This window comes from Pedobacter miscanthi, from assembly GCF_003315595.1.
GTDB lineage: Bacteria > Bacteroidota > Bacteroidia > Sphingobacteriales > Sphingobacteriaceae > Pedobacter > Pedobacter miscanthi.
Genome location: NZ_QNQU01000019.1, coordinates 1 through 19893 on the forward strand (window position 1 = coordinate 1; position 19893 = coordinate 19893).

Sequence of the window (19893 nt, forward strand, 5' to 3'; positions counted from 1 at the left end):
CTTAAAATTTGTTTTTATCATAACAATCATCTCGACTGGAATGCAGTGGAATGGAGAGATCTATCTAGACAGATTTCTCGACTTCGTTGCACTCCGCTTATAATGACTACCATGTAAACCATTGATAATCAAATTTATTTGCCATATAAGACATTTAAGCTTATATGGTTCTTATATGTCTTATATGGTCAAGCAGAATACAACATTGCAGAGGCGGATATTTAACGGCTTAGATGTTCTCAGGTGGTAAATCAAACAGGTAGTGTTTATTTTTTATCACCACCTTAGGCACCTGACATCACCTGAATTTTACAGTTGGAAAAATTTAAAACTAATTTAACCACCGTATAAAAACGTCATTCCATTTTTTTTTAGGCCACAGCCCTGATGTTTACTCGAAATGACGACACCGCAAGGGTAATTATCTCCTTATTTTTTAGCCTGCGCTAAAAGTTCAGAATTCAAACGTACATATTCATCAATATTTTGTGCTTTTGCAGCCTCAATTCCCTGTTGAGCTGTAATTGCTGCAGCGGCTTTATCGCCCATTTTTAACTGGATACGTCCTTTCCACAATTTAAACCAGGGTGCTTTCTGATCTGATTTTTCTGCTTCCGTCATCCATGCTAAAGCTTGTTTTAAATCTTTTCCGTTTTGGAAATAATAGAGTGCAGCATTAAAATAAGGCTTTTTCTCACCTTTCATTGCTTCGGCAATATTGGCCATTACTTTTTCGTCTATAGAAGTGGTAATATTGATGGTATAAGCACTATTTTCCCACATCATATTTAAAGCTGCCGAAGTTTCGGTAACTGCCGCAAATTGCATGGTTAAGGTTTCTACCTTGTCCTTTAAAGCTGTTGTTTTTACGCTTACACGCAATACATCATCACTTTCTTTATAAGTATAGGCGCCCCATTGGTCAGGCGTTTTACTAAAAATAACCGTCCATTCATTTTTGCCGGGGATACTGAAAAGCCCATATTCACCAGCAGCTAAATCTTTACCTTCAATTTTAACGGCATCCGTAAATTTAATGCGAGTGGCGGCATTTGCCCCGTTCCGCCAAACTGTGCCCAATGGTTCCATACCACCAAAAATTTTACGGCCTTTAACGTTCGGACGCGAATAAATTAAAGTTATTTTGCCCAATCCAAAATCCTGGATGATGGTTTGTCCGCTGCTCGGTTGTGGAAATTTTGCTTCCTGGGCATTTGCGCAATCTGCGGCACTTAAAAGTGCAACAAACAGCATTACTGATTTAATCGATAATTTCATTGCTTTGTTGTTTTGGTTTGCACGAATTTACGCAATAAGCTCCGGGTTTAACAAAAGTTTTAATGCAGTTGTTAAATCAGTTGATTTTTCCTGAAACCAAAAATCAATTCGTCAAAATATTCGCCATTTTTAAAAATAGTGGCTTTTAATTCTGCCTCGAAAACAAAACCTGCTTTTTTCAAAACCTGTTGTGAGGCCAGGTTGGTATGCGATGTCCTTGCGAAAATTCGTTCAATATCGAATGTTTCGAAACCATATTTCAACATTTCTTTCACTGCTACCAGAACAATGCCTTTGCCCCAGTGCTCTTCCGAAATCCAGTAGCCCATTTCGGCACTTTTACTATAAATATCGGCCAGTTGGTGCACACCTATCGATCCGATAACTTCACCGTTGTACTCAATAGCTTTAATTTGTAATGGGTTGTGGCTTAGTGCCAGCTGAATAAAAGCTTCTCCATCTTTTTTTTCATAAGGAAAAGGGAATTTATTGGTCAAATACTTCGAAATATTGAAATTGTTGGCATGTTTACCCAAACTTTCAACATCCTCTGGTTGATAAGAGCGTAAAATTAATTGCATGGGTTTAAATTTTATTGAGGCGAGATAAGATTGTAACTTTTCAATGAAAATAAAGTCAGAAATGAAATGTTTTTATGTTACACTTCAGTCAGTTTGAAAAATCTTATTTCGATCATCTTGTTTTAAAGATAGACAATATTAAGATTCCCGAAGGCATTTTCTGGATAAAAGGCAGCAATGGTACGGGAAAAAGTACCTTATTGAAAGCAATTGCAGGGATACTATCTTTTAAAGGTGATCTCGCAATTGGTACCGTTAATTTAAAAAACCATGATGTTTCTTATCGAAAACTGGTCAATTTTGCCGCTGCCGAACCATTATTTCCCGAATTTTTGAGCGGAGCAGAGATGATTGCCCTTTTTGCAAAAGCTAAGGGTGCTGAAGCCGGTCAGGCGGAAATCCTGGTTGCAGAAATGGGAATGCAGGGCTATATCAACAATCCTTTAAGTTCCTATTCCAGCGGTATGCTCAAAAAACTTTCGATGGTTCTGGCTTTTCTGGGGAAACCAAAATTGATTTTGCTGGATGAACCTTTAAATACCATCGATGCAGAATCTCTTGAAATATTATACAGCTGGATTAATAAAAAACATGAGAAAGACAAGGTTAGTTTTCTCTTGTCATCACATCAACCTTTAAATGCATTAAAATTGCCTGGAATTAAAGAAATCAGTATTGAGGATAAAAAATTAACCCTGAACTTTTAATGTTTCCGCATTCGAACCTTGCTTTAAAAAAAATATTTGTAAATGGGTTTTACCGTACTCATGCAGGTATGTTGGTGTTTGTTTTTGTGATGCTGATCAGTTACTGTTTGTTTATTAATACATTAGGTACTGTTATGCCAGATCAGATTGATTTCTGGCAGTTTTTCTTTACCATCAGTTTGGTTAGCAATCCCTTAATTATGGCTTTTTATCTTGTGGCAAGCGCAATGTATGCTTATAAAAGCTTAAAATATGTATTTAACCAGCTTGTCTTACCCCAACAGGAGTTTTTATATTACAGTTTTACTTCATCCTCAAAAAAATATCAGTTTATTGCCTGGTGTGCAGTGCTGAATAATATGTTTATTCCGGTATGGTGTTATACTTTATATGCTACAGTTATTGGGCTTGTATTCGGTTATTATCTTATTTCTGTTGGAATTTTAATTTTTCAGTTGCTCTTAATTTTGGGCAGCGCTTATCTCTGCCTGAAAAAAAGCAACCATTTAATTGAAGCCAGTAAGCCCGGTTGGCTGATCCGGGTAAGCCGGAAATGGAATAAACCTGTGTTTTTATTGTACACGTTTCAGGTTTTTAACCGGTCGAAGTTGGCTTATGTACTCACCAAAACGCTGTCGTGGATTTTGATTTCGGGTGTTTTTATGCTTTTTTCTGATCTGGAAGATAATTTCAGGTTACTGATGCTCATTACCTCCTGCATTGTTGTAGCCCATGTTGTGTTGATTTATCAGGAAAAAGTTTTTAACGACCGTTATTTATCCTTTCTGCCAAATTTTCCTTTTAGTAAAGCAAAGGTATTTTTTGGCTTTGCTTTAAACTATCTTGTTTTATTATTACCCGAAATGTGCTGGATATTTACCCGTTTTGGCCTGTTTACTTCGCTCAAACTTATGCTATTCGCCTTTTCGGCTATCCTTTTATTCAGAAGTTTGCTTTTGCTGGATAGGATAGGGGTTAAAGGATTTTTAATACGCATTTTTACCCTGTTTTTCCTTTTTTACCTGTTTATCATGTTCGGTTTAGGCTTAATGTTGGTTCCTTTGAATATGATTTCGGCCTGGGTGGTATTTAGGGCGAATTATTTGAATGATCATTACATATGTATCTGAAAAGATCGTCATCTCGACTGAAGCACAGCGGAATGGAGAGATCTATCGAAGCAGATTTAGCTTCGCTGAGCCTTCGGGTTCTCGACTGCGTTGCACTCCGCTCGAAATGACGACTTTCAATAGAATTCTTTTATTCGTTTTCGATAAAAATCAATTAAAATTGACGTATCTAAACAAATTACTTCGTTCTCCATGAATTGAAGTCTTTTCTATTTGCTTGATGCTGTTTGTACTGATCTTCGCTCATTGTAGGGGCTTTGAGCAAAAAAGCCTGAAAATCAGATAAGTCTTTTGATGCTTTTTGCTCAATGAACTCTTCATTTAAAACTGATTTTAATTGTTTGATCTTTGCTTACGGAAGTTTTTTTATCGCCGCTAACAATTGTTCATAGCCTATATCGATTGTTATTTCCATATATCAAAAATACACAAATTTAAAATTAAAGCAAAAGGCGGATTTTTAGATCCGTTCATTAAAATCTTATCAAATATTCGAAAACAAAAAGTTTAACCTTGCAAGTTCTGTTTTAATTTGGTTCATGCCAATTAAACCGCCCGACATACCGCTCGATTGCTGAAAAATATTGACGGTTAGTTCGTTATCAGCGCCTGGAGTAATGGTTACACTAAATTTATAATAAGTTACAAAAGCGCCAAGCAGAAGCCGTTTAATGCGACTACCTTTCTCCAGGATTAAGTTTCCGAACTGATCATAAGTAACATTATAACCTTGCTGCTCCATCAACTCAGTTACTTTTTTAGTCATTTCTTCGACAGAAACATTTTTATATAAATTCGAAATCAGTCCGTCAACGGTTTGAAGGTTTTTTACAAAAAGTGTCATATTATTTAAAGTAGCGTGTTATTTTAATTCATCTAACACTTTAAACAACTTTTTGTTGATACTGTTTCCACTATAATTATTAATATTGATCACCACCACATATTTGTTGCCAGCGGCATCGGTGTGGTAACCTGCAAATGCAGAAACCTCGTTTATAGTTCCGCTCTTGATTTTCATGCCATTGTACTCGGGCAGGGCTTTATAGTAATCAGGAAACCAGTTTTCTTTCTGGACCTGAAAAAGTATACTGGCCATTGCCGAGGTGGTAATCCTGTCGCCTGGAGAAAGTCCGCTGCCGTCAATAATGTTTAATGCGGTTTTGTCAACGCCTTTATCTGCCCAAAAATTGATCTCCGTTTCAGCACCTTTGCTCGTGGTACCCACTTTGCCCGATTTTAATGCAATGGTTTTTAAAAGCGACTCGCCATATAAATTGATGCTTTTCTTTAAAAACCAGTAGGTAATCTCGCTCAAACTTGGAGAGCTGATGGTACTTATTTTTTGTGTAACCGAAGGAATAACCTGATTGTTCAAAGTCATTAACCTTGCCGTTGTAGCCTGCTGACTGGTCGAAATTCCCAATCTTTTCAAGGTATCCTGTAAACGGTATGCGCAATCAAAAGCAGGATCGGGGAGGGCCACAGATATCCCTGTTTTGGCAATGCCCATCCCCCAGCTTCCGCGGAGGTAAGCAACATTACTGTAAGGTGGAAGAAAAGCGTAACTTCTATCACCAGTACCTGATGCACCAGTTTTAAGTTCATTTACAATTTGCACATAAGGTGTAGCCGGAACTGTTTTCACAACTTTTACTTCATCTGTTGTGCTGTTTCCCGGTCTTAAATGGATATCAAATTGGTTTTCGCGCCAGGCTAAACCCGAAGTTCCTGCACCATAATAGTTGCCGATATCCTGCCAAACCCAGCCTTCGGGTGTGGTTTGTGTACCAAAAATACGGTCGTCGCCAATTATTGTACCCGCAATTTTTTTAATGCCAGCTGATTTTATGGCCACAACCCAGGTGCTTAAAACTGTATTTTCTTTATTCTGATAACGCCACGAACCCAATGTCGGGTCGCCGCTGCCGATAATGATCAGGTTACCTTTTAATGTTCCATCTGTGGTAATTGTTCCGGAATAAGCTAAAGTGGTCTGAAATTGAAAGTCTTTTCCTAAAATGCTGAAAGCCGTTGCCGCAGTAATAGTTTTTAAGGTTGAAGCCGTGGCCAGACCGATCTGCTCGTTTTTGGCATATAAAGTTTTGCCGGTATTGGCATCTAAAACACAAAGTGAAACAATGGCATGTTTGGCCTGCTCATCATTTAACAGGTTATTAAAAGCCTTTTCGAGATTCTGAATCCTGTTTTGGGCGTTAACAAAGCTTGTAGTAAAAATTAAAAGCAGTAAAGAATATATTTTTAATCGCATAAATATTTTATCTGTTGAAGATTACCAAAGATAAAACTAATTAAAAAGCGATGGTTGTTATGATAACATCTTTACAAATGTTACCCGTTGAACAACTTATTACGCTTAATTTCTTTTCCCTGCCTTAATTTAATTGCGTGGTAAAAGCTGGGTACATCATTCGTCCATTTTTTGAGGGTGAAAACAATGGCGAGTATTTCTATTCTGGTTACTACGCCGATCCAAAAGCAAAGCTCAAATAATACTATCGATTGACAATGAACCATAATTTCGACTAATGAAGCGAATATCGTTAACGTCCAGATTTTAGCGCCGATAGAATGGGTAGCAATTTCTTTTTTGAATTTGATATAACTTAATATATAAGTTGAAGCTTCAAACGCACCGAGAATGATCAGTTTTACAAGGTTGGCTTTAAAGAAATCAGGGCATTGAATGTAAGTTGCAACCGCTACGGAAATGAAAAATACCTGATCGATCCCTGAATCCAGGCGCCTTAACTTTTCGGAAGAGATATTGAGTTTACGGGCAATAATTCCATCAAACACATCGGTTAGTAAACCAATAGATAATAAGGTAACGGCCAAAAAGGAATAATGGGCAACATGGAAAACGCTTAATAAAATAATTCCGAAACCAATAAATAACCTGGAATAAATTAAAGCGATTGGAATATGTTTCATCGATGGAGCGCGCACAAAAAAGAGAATGGATCATAATAGTTTCTCTAAATTTGTCACGTTGAGCCTGTCGAAACGCCATAGACGAATTTCTGGAAGGGTCCTTCGACAAGCTCAGGATGACATTCTGTATTATGATACAGTCTCATGAAAAACCCCGATATAAAATCGGGGTCTTTTTTATTGATTAAACCAATTCTTTCTGAATCAGGTATTCGGCAATCTGAACGGCATTGGTTGCAGCGCCTTTGCGTAAGTTATCAGCAACAATCCAAAGGTTTAATGCTTTAGGTGCTGATTCGTCTCTGCGGATACGGCCTACGAAAACCTCATCTTTTTCATGGGCATCTTTAGGCATTGGATATTTTAAGTTGGCTACATCATCTACAACGATTACACCAGGTGCTTTTTCTAAGATGCTACGCACTTCAGCTAAATCGAAATCATTTTCGAACTCGATGTTAACCGACTCGGAGTGACCACCCATTACCGGGATACGAACCGTTGTAGCGGTAACTTTAATGTTATCGTCGCTCATAATTTTGTTCGTTTCCTTAACCATTTTCATTTCTTCTTTGGTATATCCGTTCTCGGTAAAAACATCGATATGCGGAAGTACGTTTAAGTCGATTTCGTATGGATAAGCTTTAGGGCCATCAACGCCTTTACGCTCGTTCATTAATTGCTCAACCGCTTTAACACCGGTACCCGTAACTGATTGATAGGTAGAAACCACTACACGTTTGATTTTATATTTATCGTGCAAAGGTTTTAAAACCACCACCATCTGGATGGTTGAACAGTTAGGGTTGGCAATAATTTTGTTATCGATAGAAAGTTCGTGTGCATTAACCTCCGGTACAATTAATTTAATTGCAGGATCCATTCTCCATGCAGAAGAGTTGTCGATAACGGTTGTTCCGGCCTCTTTAAAACGTGGCGCATGCTCCAATGAAGTGTTTCCACCAGCAGAAAACAAAGCGATGTCAGGTTTCATGCTGATTGCAGTATCCATGCTAACAATTGGGAACTTCTTACCCTTAAAAGTAATTTCCTTACCAACACTCTTTTCTGATGCTACGGGAATTAACTCTGTTAAAGGGAAATTTCTTTCCTCCAATACTTTTAACATAACAGTGCCAACCAATCCGGTTGCACCTACTACTGCTACTTTCATTTTTAAATTTTAAATTATATTATTAATTATTTGATATGAGTCCAAATATGCTAAAAATTAAGCTGATATCCCCATTGTTACCAATAAAATTTGCTTTTAATATTTGAAATTTTAGGTTTACAATAGAAAATATGGCTGAGCAAGACTTCTGAAGTTCCGTTGGGGCAGGGTGCCGCCAACTTCGGAAGTCTGAGATGAAATCTATAAAGTTGGTATTTAGTGATGTTTTTGTTTTGGAAAGCAGATTCAGTGCCTATCGGTTCCGAAAGTCCTGCCATTCGCTTTATCCCGATGAAAAATCGGGATGCCCGCTACTGTCAGGTTTAGATAACCTAGGTCTGTAACCCTAGCGCAAAATATGACTAACGAATTAAAGATTTGATGTTTTGAAGATAGATCTCTCCGTTTCGCTATGCTTCAGTCGAGATGACGATAAGCGCGGAAAAACCTCGCAGGTTTGAGAAACCTGCGAGGTTTGGAGATAAGATTTAAATCAAACTGGCTTTGATATAATCGCAGCTGGTTTTGATTGAGCCGATCGGATCGGGCTGATAATTATTTTCGTGTTCTACAAAAAAGTGTTGCATGCCGGCTAATTTGGCCTGTGCAAAAATGGATTTAAAATCAATCGATCCTTTGCCTACTTCAGTGTTTAACTCTGGTTTTGCCTTGTCCATATCTTTTACGTGCCACATTGGGAAACGGCCCGGATACTTTTTGAAAAGGGTTAGCGGATCGTTGCCCGAACGCACCACCCAATAAAGATCCATTTCGAAGTTAACGAGGTTTTTATCCGTTTCGCTCAAATACACATCGTAACCGGTGGTATCGCCTAGTTTTTTAAATTCGAAATCGTGGTTATGATAGGCAAATTTTAAACCTGAAGCTTTCGCAATTTCGGCCACTTTGTTAAAATCGCTGGCCGTTTTTTTGAAACCATCAGCACCTTTGCTCATGTCAACATGTGCGCCCGCAATGGTAAAATATTTCCCGCCAATAGCAGCTGATGATTCGATGTCAGCTTTTAATTTGTCGGTATTTCCGGTTTTCACAAAGTCGTCCATACCATAGTGACCGCTCGGTGCTTTTAAACCATTGGCATCCAACAGGGCTTTGAATTCTTTAGGTGTCAATCCCCAGAATTTTCCATTAGAAAAACCATAGGTTTCCACTTCTTTGTACCCGGCCTTTGCTACTTTTTCGATAATGCCTTTAACATCTTTTGGTAATTCATCGCGGAGGGTATACAACTGTAGGCCTACATTTTTGCTCACTTTGTCAAAAGCAAATGATGGAATTAACAAAGCCGCTCCGGCTGCTAATCCTGCCTGTTTTAAAAAGGTTCTTCTTGAGTTCATTGCTTCAAAATTTAAAGGATTTCTTTTTTGATATAGGCACAGCTTGCGGTAACCGACCCGATAGGGTTGGGTTTGTAATTGGTTTCGTGCTCAACAAAGAAATGTTTCATGCCCGAAAGTTTTGCCTGGGCAAAAATAGGTTTGAAGTTGATAGAACCTGTGCCCACTTCTGCATTTAAGGCAGGGTTGGCTTTATCCATATCTTTAACATGCCACATGGTAAAGCGGCCCGGGTTTTCTTTAAATAATTTAATCGGATCGTTACCAGAGCGTATTACCCAGTATAAATCGAGTTCAAAATCTACAAACTTTTTATCGGTACCTTTTAACAGTATTTCGTAACCTGTGGTATTACCCTGTTTTTCGAATTCGAAATTATGGTTATGATAAGCCAGTCTGATACCTGCTGCTTTGGCCATTTTACCGGCTTCGTTAATTCTAACCGCGATTTTTTTATAATCATCGGCATTTTTTCTGATGCTTTCATCCAACCATGGAATGGTTACATATTCGCTACCCAGTACTTTAGCGGCAGCAATTGCAGCTTTCAGTTCTGTAGTGTTACCGTCAGAAAGGTAGGTACCTAAACCGTAGTGTCCGCTTGGTGCCTTTAAACCATTTGCATCCAGCAAAGCTTTAAACTCTTTAGGAGTTAAGCCCCAAAACTGATCCTTTATAGAGAAACCATAAGTTTCAACTTCTTTAAAGCCAGCTTTTGCCACTTTGGCAATGGTTCCTTTTACATCTTTCGGAAGTTCGTCTCTCAAAGAGTATAACTGTAAACCTACCGCTTTTTTATCAGCAGCGAATGCAAAAGACGGAACCAAAAGCGCTGCTGCTGCAGCCATACTAGAGTTTAGTATAAAACTTCTTCTTGATATCATAGGTATATTTTTAAATGTCGCAGATAGTAACGGCCTTTTTTAAGGAGGCTATTTTATCGGCGTTTTTTGGTATAAATTCTTGTGCCACAAAACCTTTAAAACCGGTTTCGGCAATGGCTTTCATAATGGCAGGATAGTAAAGCTCCTGGGTATCATCTATCTCATTTCTACCCGGAACACCGGCGGTGTGGTAATGGGCAATGTACTGATGATATTGCCTGATGTTGCTGATTACGTCACCTTCATCAATCTGCATGTGGTAAATGTCGTAAAGTAATTTGAAATTTTCCGATCCAAGGCGTTTGCAGAGTTCGGCACCCCATGCAGTTCTGTCGCACTGGTAATCTTTATGGTTTACCTTGCTGTTCAGTAACTCCATTACCAGTACTACATTGTGTTTTTCTGCCAGTGGAATAAGCTGTTTCAGGCCTTTAACACAATTGTTCCAGCCTGTTTCGTCATCTTTACCACGGCGGTTCCCGCTAAAGCAGATCAGGTTTTTATAACCTGCTTCGGCAACAAGCGGAATCATTTTGGTATAATTTTCAATCAGCTTTGCGTGGAATTTCTCATCGTTAAAACCATCTACCAGGTTAATTTCCGCACCGTTGCACATGGAAGAAAATAAGCCATGTTTTTTTAAGGTAGGCCAATCCTGCGGACCAACGAGGTCGATACCTTTAATACCGATCTTTTTAGCTTCGGTACAAAGTGTTTCTACATCCAAACTGCTAAAACACCAACGGCAAACGGCGTGTTTGATATTTCCTTTTAGCCTTAAAGGCTGATCTGATACTGGTATATCCATTGCTAGTGCTGAAAACCCTGAAGAAACACCAATCGCAGCAGTTCCTGCGATGATGTTTTTTAAAGCATTTCTTCTATCCAGGTTCGAACTCATATTAAGCCGCTTTAGCCTCTATTTCAGATTTGGTTTTATCGTTGAAAAGAAGCGCAAACAACAAGAAAACTGCTGCTGCAATTCCGGCCGGAATAATCCAAACCATTTTCCAATCGGTTACCTCTCCGGTTTTATACATGTCGGTAATTAATCCGGCTACTTTAAAGCCGATTAACATGCCCACGCCATAAGTAGCAAGGGTGATGATACCTTGTGCAGCACTTTTGAATTTTTCTCCTGCTTTGGAGTTGGTATAAATCTGACCTGAAACAAAGAAGAAATCGTAACATACACCGTGCAGGGCAATTCCAATAATCAACATAAAGCTTAAGCTACCTGCGTTACCATAAGCAAATAGTACATAACGTACCGCCCATGCCAGCATACCAACGATAATTGTTTTCTTGAAGCCATATTTTGAAAAGAATACCGGAATAGCCAACAAAAATAATGCTTCGGAAACCTGACCGATGGCCATTTTACCTGTTGGATTGGAAACTTTGATATCTGCAAGGAAAAGACCTGCATTTTGATAATAAAATGCTAGCGGAATACAGATTAAGATAGAAGAAATGAAGAAAACAGCAAAATTTTTATCTTTTAACAGTCTCAATGCATCCAAACCTAAAATATCGCCGATTTTGATTTTCTCACCTTTAGCAACCTTTGGTGGGGTAGCAGGTAAAGTAAAACTGAATAAACCGAGTACTAAAGAAGCAATACCGGCCATTAAGAAAGTACTTTTTAGCATTCCTGCCTGAATACCTTCGGGCGAATCCCAATGGAATGCAAAACTGATTAATAAACCAGCAATAATCCAACCGATGGTGCCAAATACCCTGATATTTGCAAATTCTTTTTCTGCATCTTTCATCTGATTAAATGAAACCGAATTAACCAGTGCAAGGGTTGGCATAAATAATATCATATAAACCAGAACATAAGGGTAAAAAACACTTACATCAGGTGCATTATACATTTGGTACATTAAAATAGCGCCAATAATGTGCAGAATACCTAAAATCTTTTCAGCATTAAAATACCTGTCGGCGATAAGACCTATGATAAACGGAGCAATAATGGCTCCCCAGGATTGGGTTGAAAATACAGAGCCAATTTCGGAATTGGTTGCCTTTAAGTTGGTGTTTAGGAACGCTCCTAAAGTTACAAACCATGCGCCCCAGATAAAAAATTCGAGGAACATCATGGCAGAGAGTTTAACGCGAGTAGTGCTATTCATTTGGCTAGTAATTATGTAAAATGGTAGAGGTAAGAGGGATGATGGAAACGTATCCCCAAACTCATCTTACAATGTTATAATATTTTAAGTGGATTTGGTAAGAGGGATTTGTAATTCACATTATACTTTTCCCTCCTACATCTTCCATTAATGGCGTAGAATGTAAGTTCTTGGATGATGGTATAATTCACATTAACCATTTTCCATCTTACATTTTCCGTATTTAAAGTTCTTTTATAGAGATGTTTTTGTACCAAACTTCATCTCCGTGATCCTGCAGGGCAATTTTACCGGTTTTAAAGGTTCCCCAGTTTTCCCATGTTGCAAATTTGCTGCCTGCAACAATTTTTTTCCAGTTATCATCCCAAAGGGTGGTTTTTACAACCTCAGCACCATTTAAAATTAAGGTTAAATTACCTTTTTTGCTAATAATTTCTGCTTTATTCCATTCGCCAACTGCTTTTACCGGCTCTGATGAACTTTTTACAAGGTCGTATAAATCGCCTGCGCGGTGTTTGGTGATTTTCCCGTCAGGGTGACCATCATTATCGATTACCTGCATTTCTAAACCTGTAGAATAGGTAGCATGGTATTTAGGCTCTTCGTGAACATAAAAAATTAAACCGCTATTGGCTTTTGGTGCTACTTTCCACTCATATTTTAAATGGAAATCGCCGTATTCTTTATCGGTAACCAAATCGCCACCACCATCTTTACCTTTTGTAGCCAAGTCTAAGTGCAATGCACCATCCTGCACCTGCCAGGCACTGCCTACAGTGGTTTTATTATAGGTATGCCAACCTGTAGTGGTTTTGCCATCAAATAATGGTTTAAAGCCTTTTTGAGCTTTAGATATTTGCGTAACTGCTAGTACAATCATAGCAGAAAGGAAGATTTTTTTCATGTTTTTATGTGTTGTTATCAAGACCTCGCAGGTTTTTAAAACCTGCGAGGTCTAAACTTATTAAATTAAAGAGTTAAATTGTTCCAGCCTTTGCGGTATTCGCGTTTTACAAACTGGTTTGCTTCGTCGAAATTGGTTACTTTCATGTTATCGTTATCCCAAAGCATTTTAGTGTATCTGCCCGGATAAGTAACTTTGCCATTTACGGTTTTCTGGATGTCGAAACTTCTGATCGCTAAGTTAGCCATTAATAAGGCTTCGGTTAACGGACCTGCAATTTCGAATGGCGAACTTACTTCCTGTTTACCATAACCTGCAATAGCTGCTTCTACCCATTGTTTATAGTGTCCGTTTGCACCATCAGGTACACGGGCATATTTAGGGGCAACTTTAATGTCTTTATTTTTGCTTAAAGGCAATAATTTAGGGTTTGCACTATAAGTTTCAGACATCATTTTGCCTTTTGTACCAATAAACAGGGTACCATTACCGCCATCGCCAAAAGTTTCGTTTGCTTCTAATTCTTCCGGACGTTCTGGCTGAATACCACCGTCCATCCAGTGTAAAGTAACATCACCTTTGGTTTTATTCGTTTTAGGGAATTTTAAGGTAACATGGCTTGACGGAGGGCAACTTTCAGGGAAATAACCGCGTTTAAATTCGTCAACATAAACAGAACCCACACTGGCTTCTACTTCTTTGGCGTACTTTAAGTTTAATACGCTGAAAGGAGCTTCGATTAAGTGACAGCCCATATCGCCCAACGCACCGGTTCCGTAATCCCACCAGCCGCGCCAGTTAAAAGGAACCAGTTTATCAACGAAATCTTTTTCAGGAGCAGTTCCCAGCCATAAATTCCAGTCCAGTTCTTTAGGGATTTCGGCTTTTTTTGCTGGCCATGGAATACCCTGAGGCCAAACCGGACGGTTGGTCCATGCGTAAACAGTATGTACATCGCCAATTAAACCGGCTTCGTACCATTCTTTCATCTGGCGTGGACCATCGTTTGATGCACCCTGATTTCCCATTTGGGTAACCACTTTATATTTTTTGGCAGCAGCAGTTAAGATACGTGCCTCGTAAATATCGTGTGTTAAAGGTTTTTGCACGTAAACGTGTTTGCCCAATTGCATGGCCGCTAAAGCCTGGATGGCATGGTTATGATCGGGAGTTGAAACAGAGACAGCATCGAAGTTTTTATGTTCTTTATCCAGCATTTCGCGCCAATCTTTATAGTATTTTGCTTTTGGAAAAGCTTTTACACTATTTGCGGCGCGGCGATCGTCAACATCACACAAAAAAGCAATATCTGCTTTTCCACTTTTGTTGAACATATCTAAATCGCTCTGGCCTTTGCCGCCAACACCAATGCCGGCAACCAGTAAGCGATCGCTTGGTGCTAAATAACCGGGGCCGCCCAATACATGGCGGGGTACGATCATAAATGCTGCGGCAGCGATAGCCGAAGTTTTAATAAAATCACGGCGGTTACTCGTGTTTTTATTCTCTTGCTCTGTTTTCATAATTAGTAAATCGATTTGCTAATTTGGTTAAAATTATTTTTTAAGGGATAAAATGTACTTTACCATTAATTTTGCATCGTCTTTTTTAAGGGAAGCATGAGCAGTCATCGGCATATTACCCCAAACACCTGTACCACCTTTAATAATTTTATCGGCCAGCATATTGATGTTTTTATCGGTTGCCGGATATTTTTTTGCAATTTCTACATAAGCAGGGCCGATAATCTTATTGGTTTTGTTGTGGCAACCTAAACAGTCGTTTTTGTTAATCAGTTTTTCGCCCGGATTTGATTGAAATTCGGCATGATTGGTCATTGTTGCAGTTGCAACAACGGTTTTTTCTTTCGCTAAGTCAGCTTTTGCAAACGACGCCATAAAAATGACAACGGCGCCTAAAACTAAAAATGTTTTTTTCATCTTGTGTGTGTTTTGTGTTTTGTTAATCTTGTAATCCTAATATTTTTTTATTGAAAGCGCTATCACTGCCTGATGCTGCAAAATCATCAAATGCCTTATCTGTTACGTTGATAATATGCTTTTTGATAAATTCTGAACCTTCGCGGGCACCATCCTGCTGGTTTTTAATGCAACATTCCCATTCCATAACAGCCCAACCTTTAAAATCATATTGGGCCAATTTACTAAAAATGGTTTTAAAATCAACCTGTCCATCACCAGGCGAGCGGTAACGACCTGCGCGGTTAGCCCAGCTCTGGTAGCCGCCAAAAGTGCCCTGTTTGCCTGTAGGATTAAATTCTGCATCTTTAACATGGAAGGCTTTGATGCGTTCGTGGTAAAAATCAATGTACTGAATGTAATCCAATTGTTGCAGCACGAAGTGCGATGGATCGTATAATAAACATGCACGCGGGTGATTCTTTACTGCGGCAAGAAACATTTCATAAGTTTCGCCATCAAATAAATCTTCTCCGGGATGGATTTCATAACAAACATCAACACCGCACTGATCAAACTCGTTTAAGATCGGTGTCCAGCGTTTTGCCAGTTCTGCGAAACCTTCTTCAACCAATCCTGCCGGGCGTTGTGGCCATGGGTGAAAATATTGCCATAATAATGAACCACTGAATGTAGCATGTGCATTTAAGCCTAAATTTTGTGAAGCTTTAGCAGCATATTTCATCTGTTGTACAGCCCAATCTGTTCTGGCTTTAGGGTTTTTATGTACTTCTTTTGGTGCAAATGCATCAAACAGGTCATCATAAGCCGGGTGAACAGCCACCAGCTGACCTTGCAAATGGGTAGAAAGTTCGGTAATCTCCAAACCATAAGAAGCAATTTTACCTTTCAGTTCGTCGGCATAGGTTTTGCTTTCTGCCGCTTTTTGAAGATCGATAAACCTTGCATCGAGGGTTGGCATCTGGATGCCTTTAAAACCTAATCCGGCTGCCCATTCGCATATATTTTCTAAGGTATTAAATGGGGCTTCGTCGCTTATAAATTGAGCTAAAAATACTGCTGGTCCTTTTATCGTTGTCATGCTGAATATTATAGTTTATAATCGTGCCACTTTTGATCAGACTGGCTTGAAGCCACGACATTTTCGATAAATGCCATTCCCCTGATGCCATCTTCAGTGCCCGGGAAATCCAGCATTTCTGCCGTAGGCTGCTCATTATTCAGCTTTGCATCTATTGTTAACGCAAAGTTTCTGTAAATATTTGCAAAGGCCTCTAAGTAACCTTCAGGGTGACCACCAGGTGTGCGTGTATTGTGCTGAGCGTAACTGCCCATATAGCCGTTACCGGTTCTGTAGATCTGCGCAGGTGCGTTTAGCCACCTTACAATCATGGTGTTTGGCTCCATCTGGTGCCATTCTAAGCCTCCTTTTTCGCCATAAACCCTGATTTTTAGTGCATTTTCTTCTCCCGCGGCAACCTGCGATGCAACAAGTACACCATTGCTTCCGTTATCGAATTTTAACAGTACGTTACCATCATCATCGATGGCCCTGCCCGGTACCACAATATTTAAATCGGCACATATTTTTGTGATTTTCAAACCCGAAATGTATTCGGCCAGATGTGCTGCATGTGTGCCGATATCACCCATGCTACCACTTTTTCCGGTTTTTGATGGATCGGTGCGCCAGGCGGCCTGTGCATTGCCTTCGCGTTCTGATAAGGTACTTAACCATCCCTGTGGATACTCTACCACAATTTTGCGGATGGCTCCCAAAGCACCTTCGCTAACCATTTGTTTAGCCTGTTTAACCATCGGATAACCCGAATAGGTGTGTGTTAAACATAAGGTTAAGCCGGTTTCTTCAACTTTTGCCTGCAGCTGTTTCGCTTCGTCTAAAGTTAAAGTAATTGGTTTCTCGATCACCACGTTAAAACCTTTTTCCAAAGCCATCATGGCAGGGGCAAAGTGGGCAAAATTTGGAGTAACAATGGTTACGAAATCGATTCTCTCATCTGCTGGCAATTCGCTTTCTTTGGTCAGCATTTCTTCGTAATTCGTATAAATCCTGTTGTCAGGAAGGAAAAGTAATTTTCCAGATTCGTACCCGATTTCAGGGTTTACACTTAAAGCTCCGGCAGTTAATTCGATCAGGCCATCCATATTGGCAGCCAAACGGTGTACGGCACCGATAAAAGCGTCTTTTCCACCGCCTATCATGCCCATTCTTAATTTTCTTTTCATTGTTGAGGTATGGGGCATAGGGCTAAAGGCATAGGGTATAGGAATAATTAAACCCTACACCCTAAACCTTTTACCCTATACCTTTTCTAGATATTCTTTTTCTTTAATTCTTTAACAGCATAATCGCAGGCCCTGGCGGTTAAGGCCATAAAGGTTAGTGATGGATTTTGACATGCAATTGATGGCATACACGAACCGTCGGTTACGAAAACGTTGTTTACTTCGTGCATCTGGTTCCATTTGTTCAGTACCGATTCTTTCGGATCGTTACCCATCCTTGCAGTACCCATTTCGTGGATGGCCATACCGGGATAACAACCATTATCGTATGTTTTGATGTTTTTCATGCCTGCTTTTTCTAACATTTCGGCCGCATCATTCATCATATCCACGCGCATTTTTTTCTCGTTTTCCTTGTATTCGCAATCAATGGCTAATACCGGCTGTCCCCATTTATCTTTTTTGCTGTGATCGATGTAAACCTTGTTTTCGTAGTAAGGCAACATTTCTCCGAAACCGCCCAATCCCATGGTCCATTTGCCTGGTTTGGTCATCTTTTCTTTTAAATCTGCCCCGAATGATAATTCGGCCACATCACTTTGCCAGTTTGCACGGCTTGCACCACCCTGATAACCGAAACCACGTAAATAATCGCGTTTATCGTTGCCGATGTTCTGATACCTTGGCACATAAATTCCGTTTGCACGGCGGCCATAAGTGTATTTATCATCAAATCCTTCGGCTTCGCCTGATGCGCCGCAACGGAAATGGTGATCCATTAAATTGTGACCCAATTGTCCGCTTCCGTTACCTAAACCATTTGGATGTGCCTCTGAGGTTGAGTTTAACAAAATGAAAGTAGAACCTAATGTAGAACCGTTTACAAAAACGATTTTAGCATAAAATTCCATTGTTTTGTTGGTTTGTGCATCAATTACCATCACACCTTTTGCTTTTTTGGTATCCTTATCGTAAATAATATGGTTTACAATAGAATACGGACGTAAGGTTAGGCGTTTTGTTGCCATTGCCGCCGGAAGGGTAGAAGACTGGGTACTAAAATAAGCACCAAACGGACAACCACGGCTGCATAAGTTACGGTACTGGCAGTTTCCACGGCCTTTATGCGGAACAGTTAAATTGGCGGTTCGGCCAATCATAATAATCCGTTCTCTCTTATAATGTTCTTCAACGCGTGCTTTTACCGATTTTTCTACAATGTTTAAATCCATTGGAGGTAAAAATTGACCATCCGGACAGGTAGGCCAGTTTTCTTTCGAACCACTGATGCCGGCAAAACGTTCTGCATAATCATACCATGGCGAAAGTTCTGCATAACGAACAGGCCAGTCTACACCGTGACCATCTTTTTTATTATCTTCAAAGTTATGATCACTTAAACGGTAACTCTGGCGACCCCACATCAACGATTTACCGCCTACATGGAAACCACGGTACCAATCGAAACGTTTATCTTCGGTATAAGGGCATTCCAAATCGTTTACCCACCATTTTTCGTTTGCTTCCTGGTATGGGTAATCTCTTTTTTGTACGGGGTGGGTACGTTTTTGCTCTTCGGTTAGTTTACCGGCATGTTTAAAATCCCATGGGTTTTTCATTGCGGTTTCGTAACCTGTAATGTGCTCAATGTTCATTCCCCTTTCGAGCATCAGTACGCGTAAGCCCTTCTCTGTTAGTTCTTTTGCAGCCCAGCCGCCACTAATCCCCGATCCTATTACAATAGCATCGTAAGTATTTTCTGCTTTTAAATCTGTATTTAAATTCATGATGTTTTGTAGTTGTGGTTAGAAATTAAGTTGCCCATGATTTTTGGCCAGGCTTTAATGTGGTGTTCCCATCATATCGGCCCGGAATAAGCACATATTCACGCGCTTTGGTGCAACCAATTTCTGAAGAATAATAACCGAGCAGCGTTAAATCCCTTGCAGTGATGAAAAAGTAAGCCAGATCTTTGTTTTCTTCTGATTTGCTTTCTTTTTGTGCAAGTGCAATTGTTCTTAAATCGATCATTAATTTTTTACGGTCGGCCGGAGTTAAGGTGATGTAGCTCTTACCGAAATCTTTCATTGATTTTGCCTGAAGATCTTTAAAACCCTGCGCAAATGAGGTTTGCATGGTAGCAGGATAACAATCTTTCATCATCATCGGGATGAATTTGCCTAAGCCTGCGGCTTTGGCTCCTGCTGAGGTTTTGGTAGTCGGGACAATAATATCAGCGAATTCGGCAAAAATCTTTTCGTCTTCCAGCGAATAATTCACAAAGTTTTTTTCGTTTTCAGGGAGCGTAAAACTTTCAAATAAAACGCCCATTGTGCTTGCTGAGATTGCTCCTCCCAACAAAAATGCGACGTTTTTAAGTGCTTCTCTTCTGTGCATCGTCTTTATGGTTTTATATATTGGTTATATTATGTGTTGAATTAGTAATATTAGAAAAAATATAACGGAAAGAATAAATTTTTACAGTTAAATTATCAGACTGCAATGCGATTGTTACCGCGTAGAATTGTTCTAAATAAATAGGTTTTTATTGCTTTATTGTTGTTTTAAGTGGGTTTTTGGTGCCGATTTACTTG

The 19893-nt window shown here is 39.5% G+C and carries 19 protein-coding genes; 2 read left to right on the plus strand and 17 right to left on the minus strand.

Annotated elements, in window-relative coordinates:
- Positions 1–429 precede the first annotated feature (429 nt).
- Complete coding sequence (locus DRW42_RS19795) at positions 430–1278, minus strand: DUF2911 domain-containing protein (protein WP_113950569.1); 849 nt, start codon at positions 1276–1278, stop codon at positions 430–432.
- 71 nt (positions 1279–1349) lie between these two features.
- Entirely contained in the window at positions 1350–1859 is a 510-nt protein-coding gene (locus DRW42_RS19800) for a GNAT family N-acetyltransferase (protein WP_113950570.1), read from the minus strand.
- 74 nt (positions 1860–1933) lie between these two features.
- On the opposite strand from DRW42_RS19800, the gene DRW42_RS19805 reads away from it, so the two are divergent.
- Positions 1934–2566, plus strand: coding sequence for an ABC transporter ATP-binding protein (locus tag DRW42_RS19805; RefSeq protein WP_113950571.1), 633 nt, complete (start codon positions 1934–1936; stop codon positions 2564–2566).
- Positions 2566–3696 (plus strand): hypothetical protein, encoded by a 1131-nt coding sequence (locus DRW42_RS19810; RefSeq protein WP_113950572.1) that lies wholly within the window; start codon positions 2566–2568, stop codon positions 3694–3696. Before DRW42_RS19805 ends, DRW42_RS19810 begins: the two co-directional genes overlap by 1 nt.
- Before the next feature lie 484 nt (positions 3697–4180).
- On the opposite strand, the gene DRW42_RS19815 is transcribed toward DRW42_RS19810, so the two are convergent.
- From DRW42_RS19815 to DRW42_RS19885, 15 genes are all read right to left on the minus strand, one after another.
- The gene (locus DRW42_RS19815) at positions 4181–4540 is read right to left on the minus strand and encodes a hypothetical protein (protein ID WP_113950573.1); all 360 of its coding nucleotides are present in this window, start codon (positions 4538–4540) and stop codon (positions 4181–4183) included.
- A gap of 18 nt (positions 4541–4558) precedes the next feature.
- A complete protein-coding gene (gene dacB, locus DRW42_RS19820) occupies positions 4559–5968 on the minus strand; it encodes a D-alanyl-D-alanine carboxypeptidase/D-alanyl-D-alanine endopeptidase (protein ID WP_113950574.1) in 1410 nt (469 codons plus the stop codon).
- Between the two features lie 80 nt (positions 5969–6048).
- Entirely contained in the window at positions 6049–6651 is a 603-nt protein-coding gene (locus tag DRW42_RS19825; RefSeq protein WP_113950575.1) for a CDP-alcohol phosphatidyltransferase family protein, read from the minus strand.
- A 184-nt stretch (positions 6652–6835) separates the two neighbouring features.
- Positions 6836–7825: an aspartate-semialdehyde dehydrogenase gene (locus tag DRW42_RS19830; protein WP_113950576.1), complete on the minus strand. Its 990-nt coding sequence runs from the start codon at positions 7823–7825 to the stop codon at positions 6836–6838.
- 488 nt (positions 7826–8313) lie between these two features.
- Positions 8314–9183 (minus strand): sugar phosphate isomerase/epimerase family protein, encoded by an 870-nt coding sequence (locus tag DRW42_RS19835; protein ID WP_113950577.1) that lies wholly within the window; start codon positions 9181–9183, stop codon positions 8314–8316.
- Positions 9184–9194: 11 nt separating this feature from the next.
- The gene (locus DRW42_RS19840) at positions 9195–10067 is read right to left on the minus strand and encodes a sugar phosphate isomerase/epimerase family protein (RefSeq protein ID WP_113950578.1); all 873 of its coding nucleotides are present in this window, start codon (positions 10065–10067) and stop codon (positions 9195–9197) included.
- Positions 10068–10077: 10 nt separating this feature from the next.
- On the minus strand, positions 10078–10968 hold the full coding sequence (locus DRW42_RS19845; protein WP_113950579.1) for a hydroxypyruvate isomerase family protein: 891 nt from the start codon (positions 10966–10968) through the stop codon (positions 10078–10080).
- Between the two features lies 1 nt (position 10969).
- Complete coding sequence (locus DRW42_RS19850) at positions 10970–12208, minus strand: nucleoside permease (protein ID WP_113950580.1); 1239 nt, start codon at positions 12206–12208, stop codon at positions 10970–10972.
- A 223-nt stretch (positions 12209–12431) separates the two neighbouring features.
- Positions 12432–13112, minus strand: a complete 681-nt coding sequence (locus DRW42_RS19855) for a 3-keto-disaccharide hydrolase (RefSeq protein ID WP_113950581.1) — start codon at positions 13110–13112, stop codon at positions 12432–12434.
- 65 nt (positions 13113–13177) lie between these two features.
- Entirely contained in the window at positions 13178–14635 is a 1458-nt protein-coding gene (locus DRW42_RS19860; RefSeq protein ID WP_113950582.1) for a Gfo/Idh/MocA family protein, read from the minus strand.
- A 33-nt stretch (positions 14636–14668) separates the two neighbouring features.
- Complete coding sequence (locus DRW42_RS19865; RefSeq protein ID WP_113950583.1) at positions 14669–15052, minus strand: c-type cytochrome; 384 nt, start codon at positions 15050–15052, stop codon at positions 14669–14671.
- A gap of 22 nt (positions 15053–15074) precedes the next feature.
- Entirely contained in the window at positions 15075–16133 is a 1059-nt protein-coding gene (locus DRW42_RS19870) for a sugar phosphate isomerase/epimerase family protein (protein ID WP_113950584.1), read from the minus strand.
- Between the two features lie 8 nt (positions 16134–16141).
- Entirely contained in the window at positions 16142–17299 is a 1158-nt protein-coding gene (locus tag DRW42_RS19875; protein WP_113950585.1) for a Gfo/Idh/MocA family protein, read from the minus strand.
- An 86-nt stretch (positions 17300–17385) separates the two neighbouring features.
- Complete coding sequence (locus tag DRW42_RS19880; protein WP_208643600.1) at positions 17386–19086, minus strand: GMC oxidoreductase; 1701 nt, start codon at positions 19084–19086, stop codon at positions 17386–17388.
- A gap of 25 nt (positions 19087–19111) precedes the next feature.
- Positions 19112–19696, minus strand: coding sequence for a gluconate 2-dehydrogenase subunit 3 family protein (locus tag DRW42_RS19885; RefSeq protein ID WP_113950587.1), 585 nt, complete (start codon positions 19694–19696; stop codon positions 19112–19114).
- Between the last annotated feature and the right edge of the window lie 197 nt (positions 19697–19893).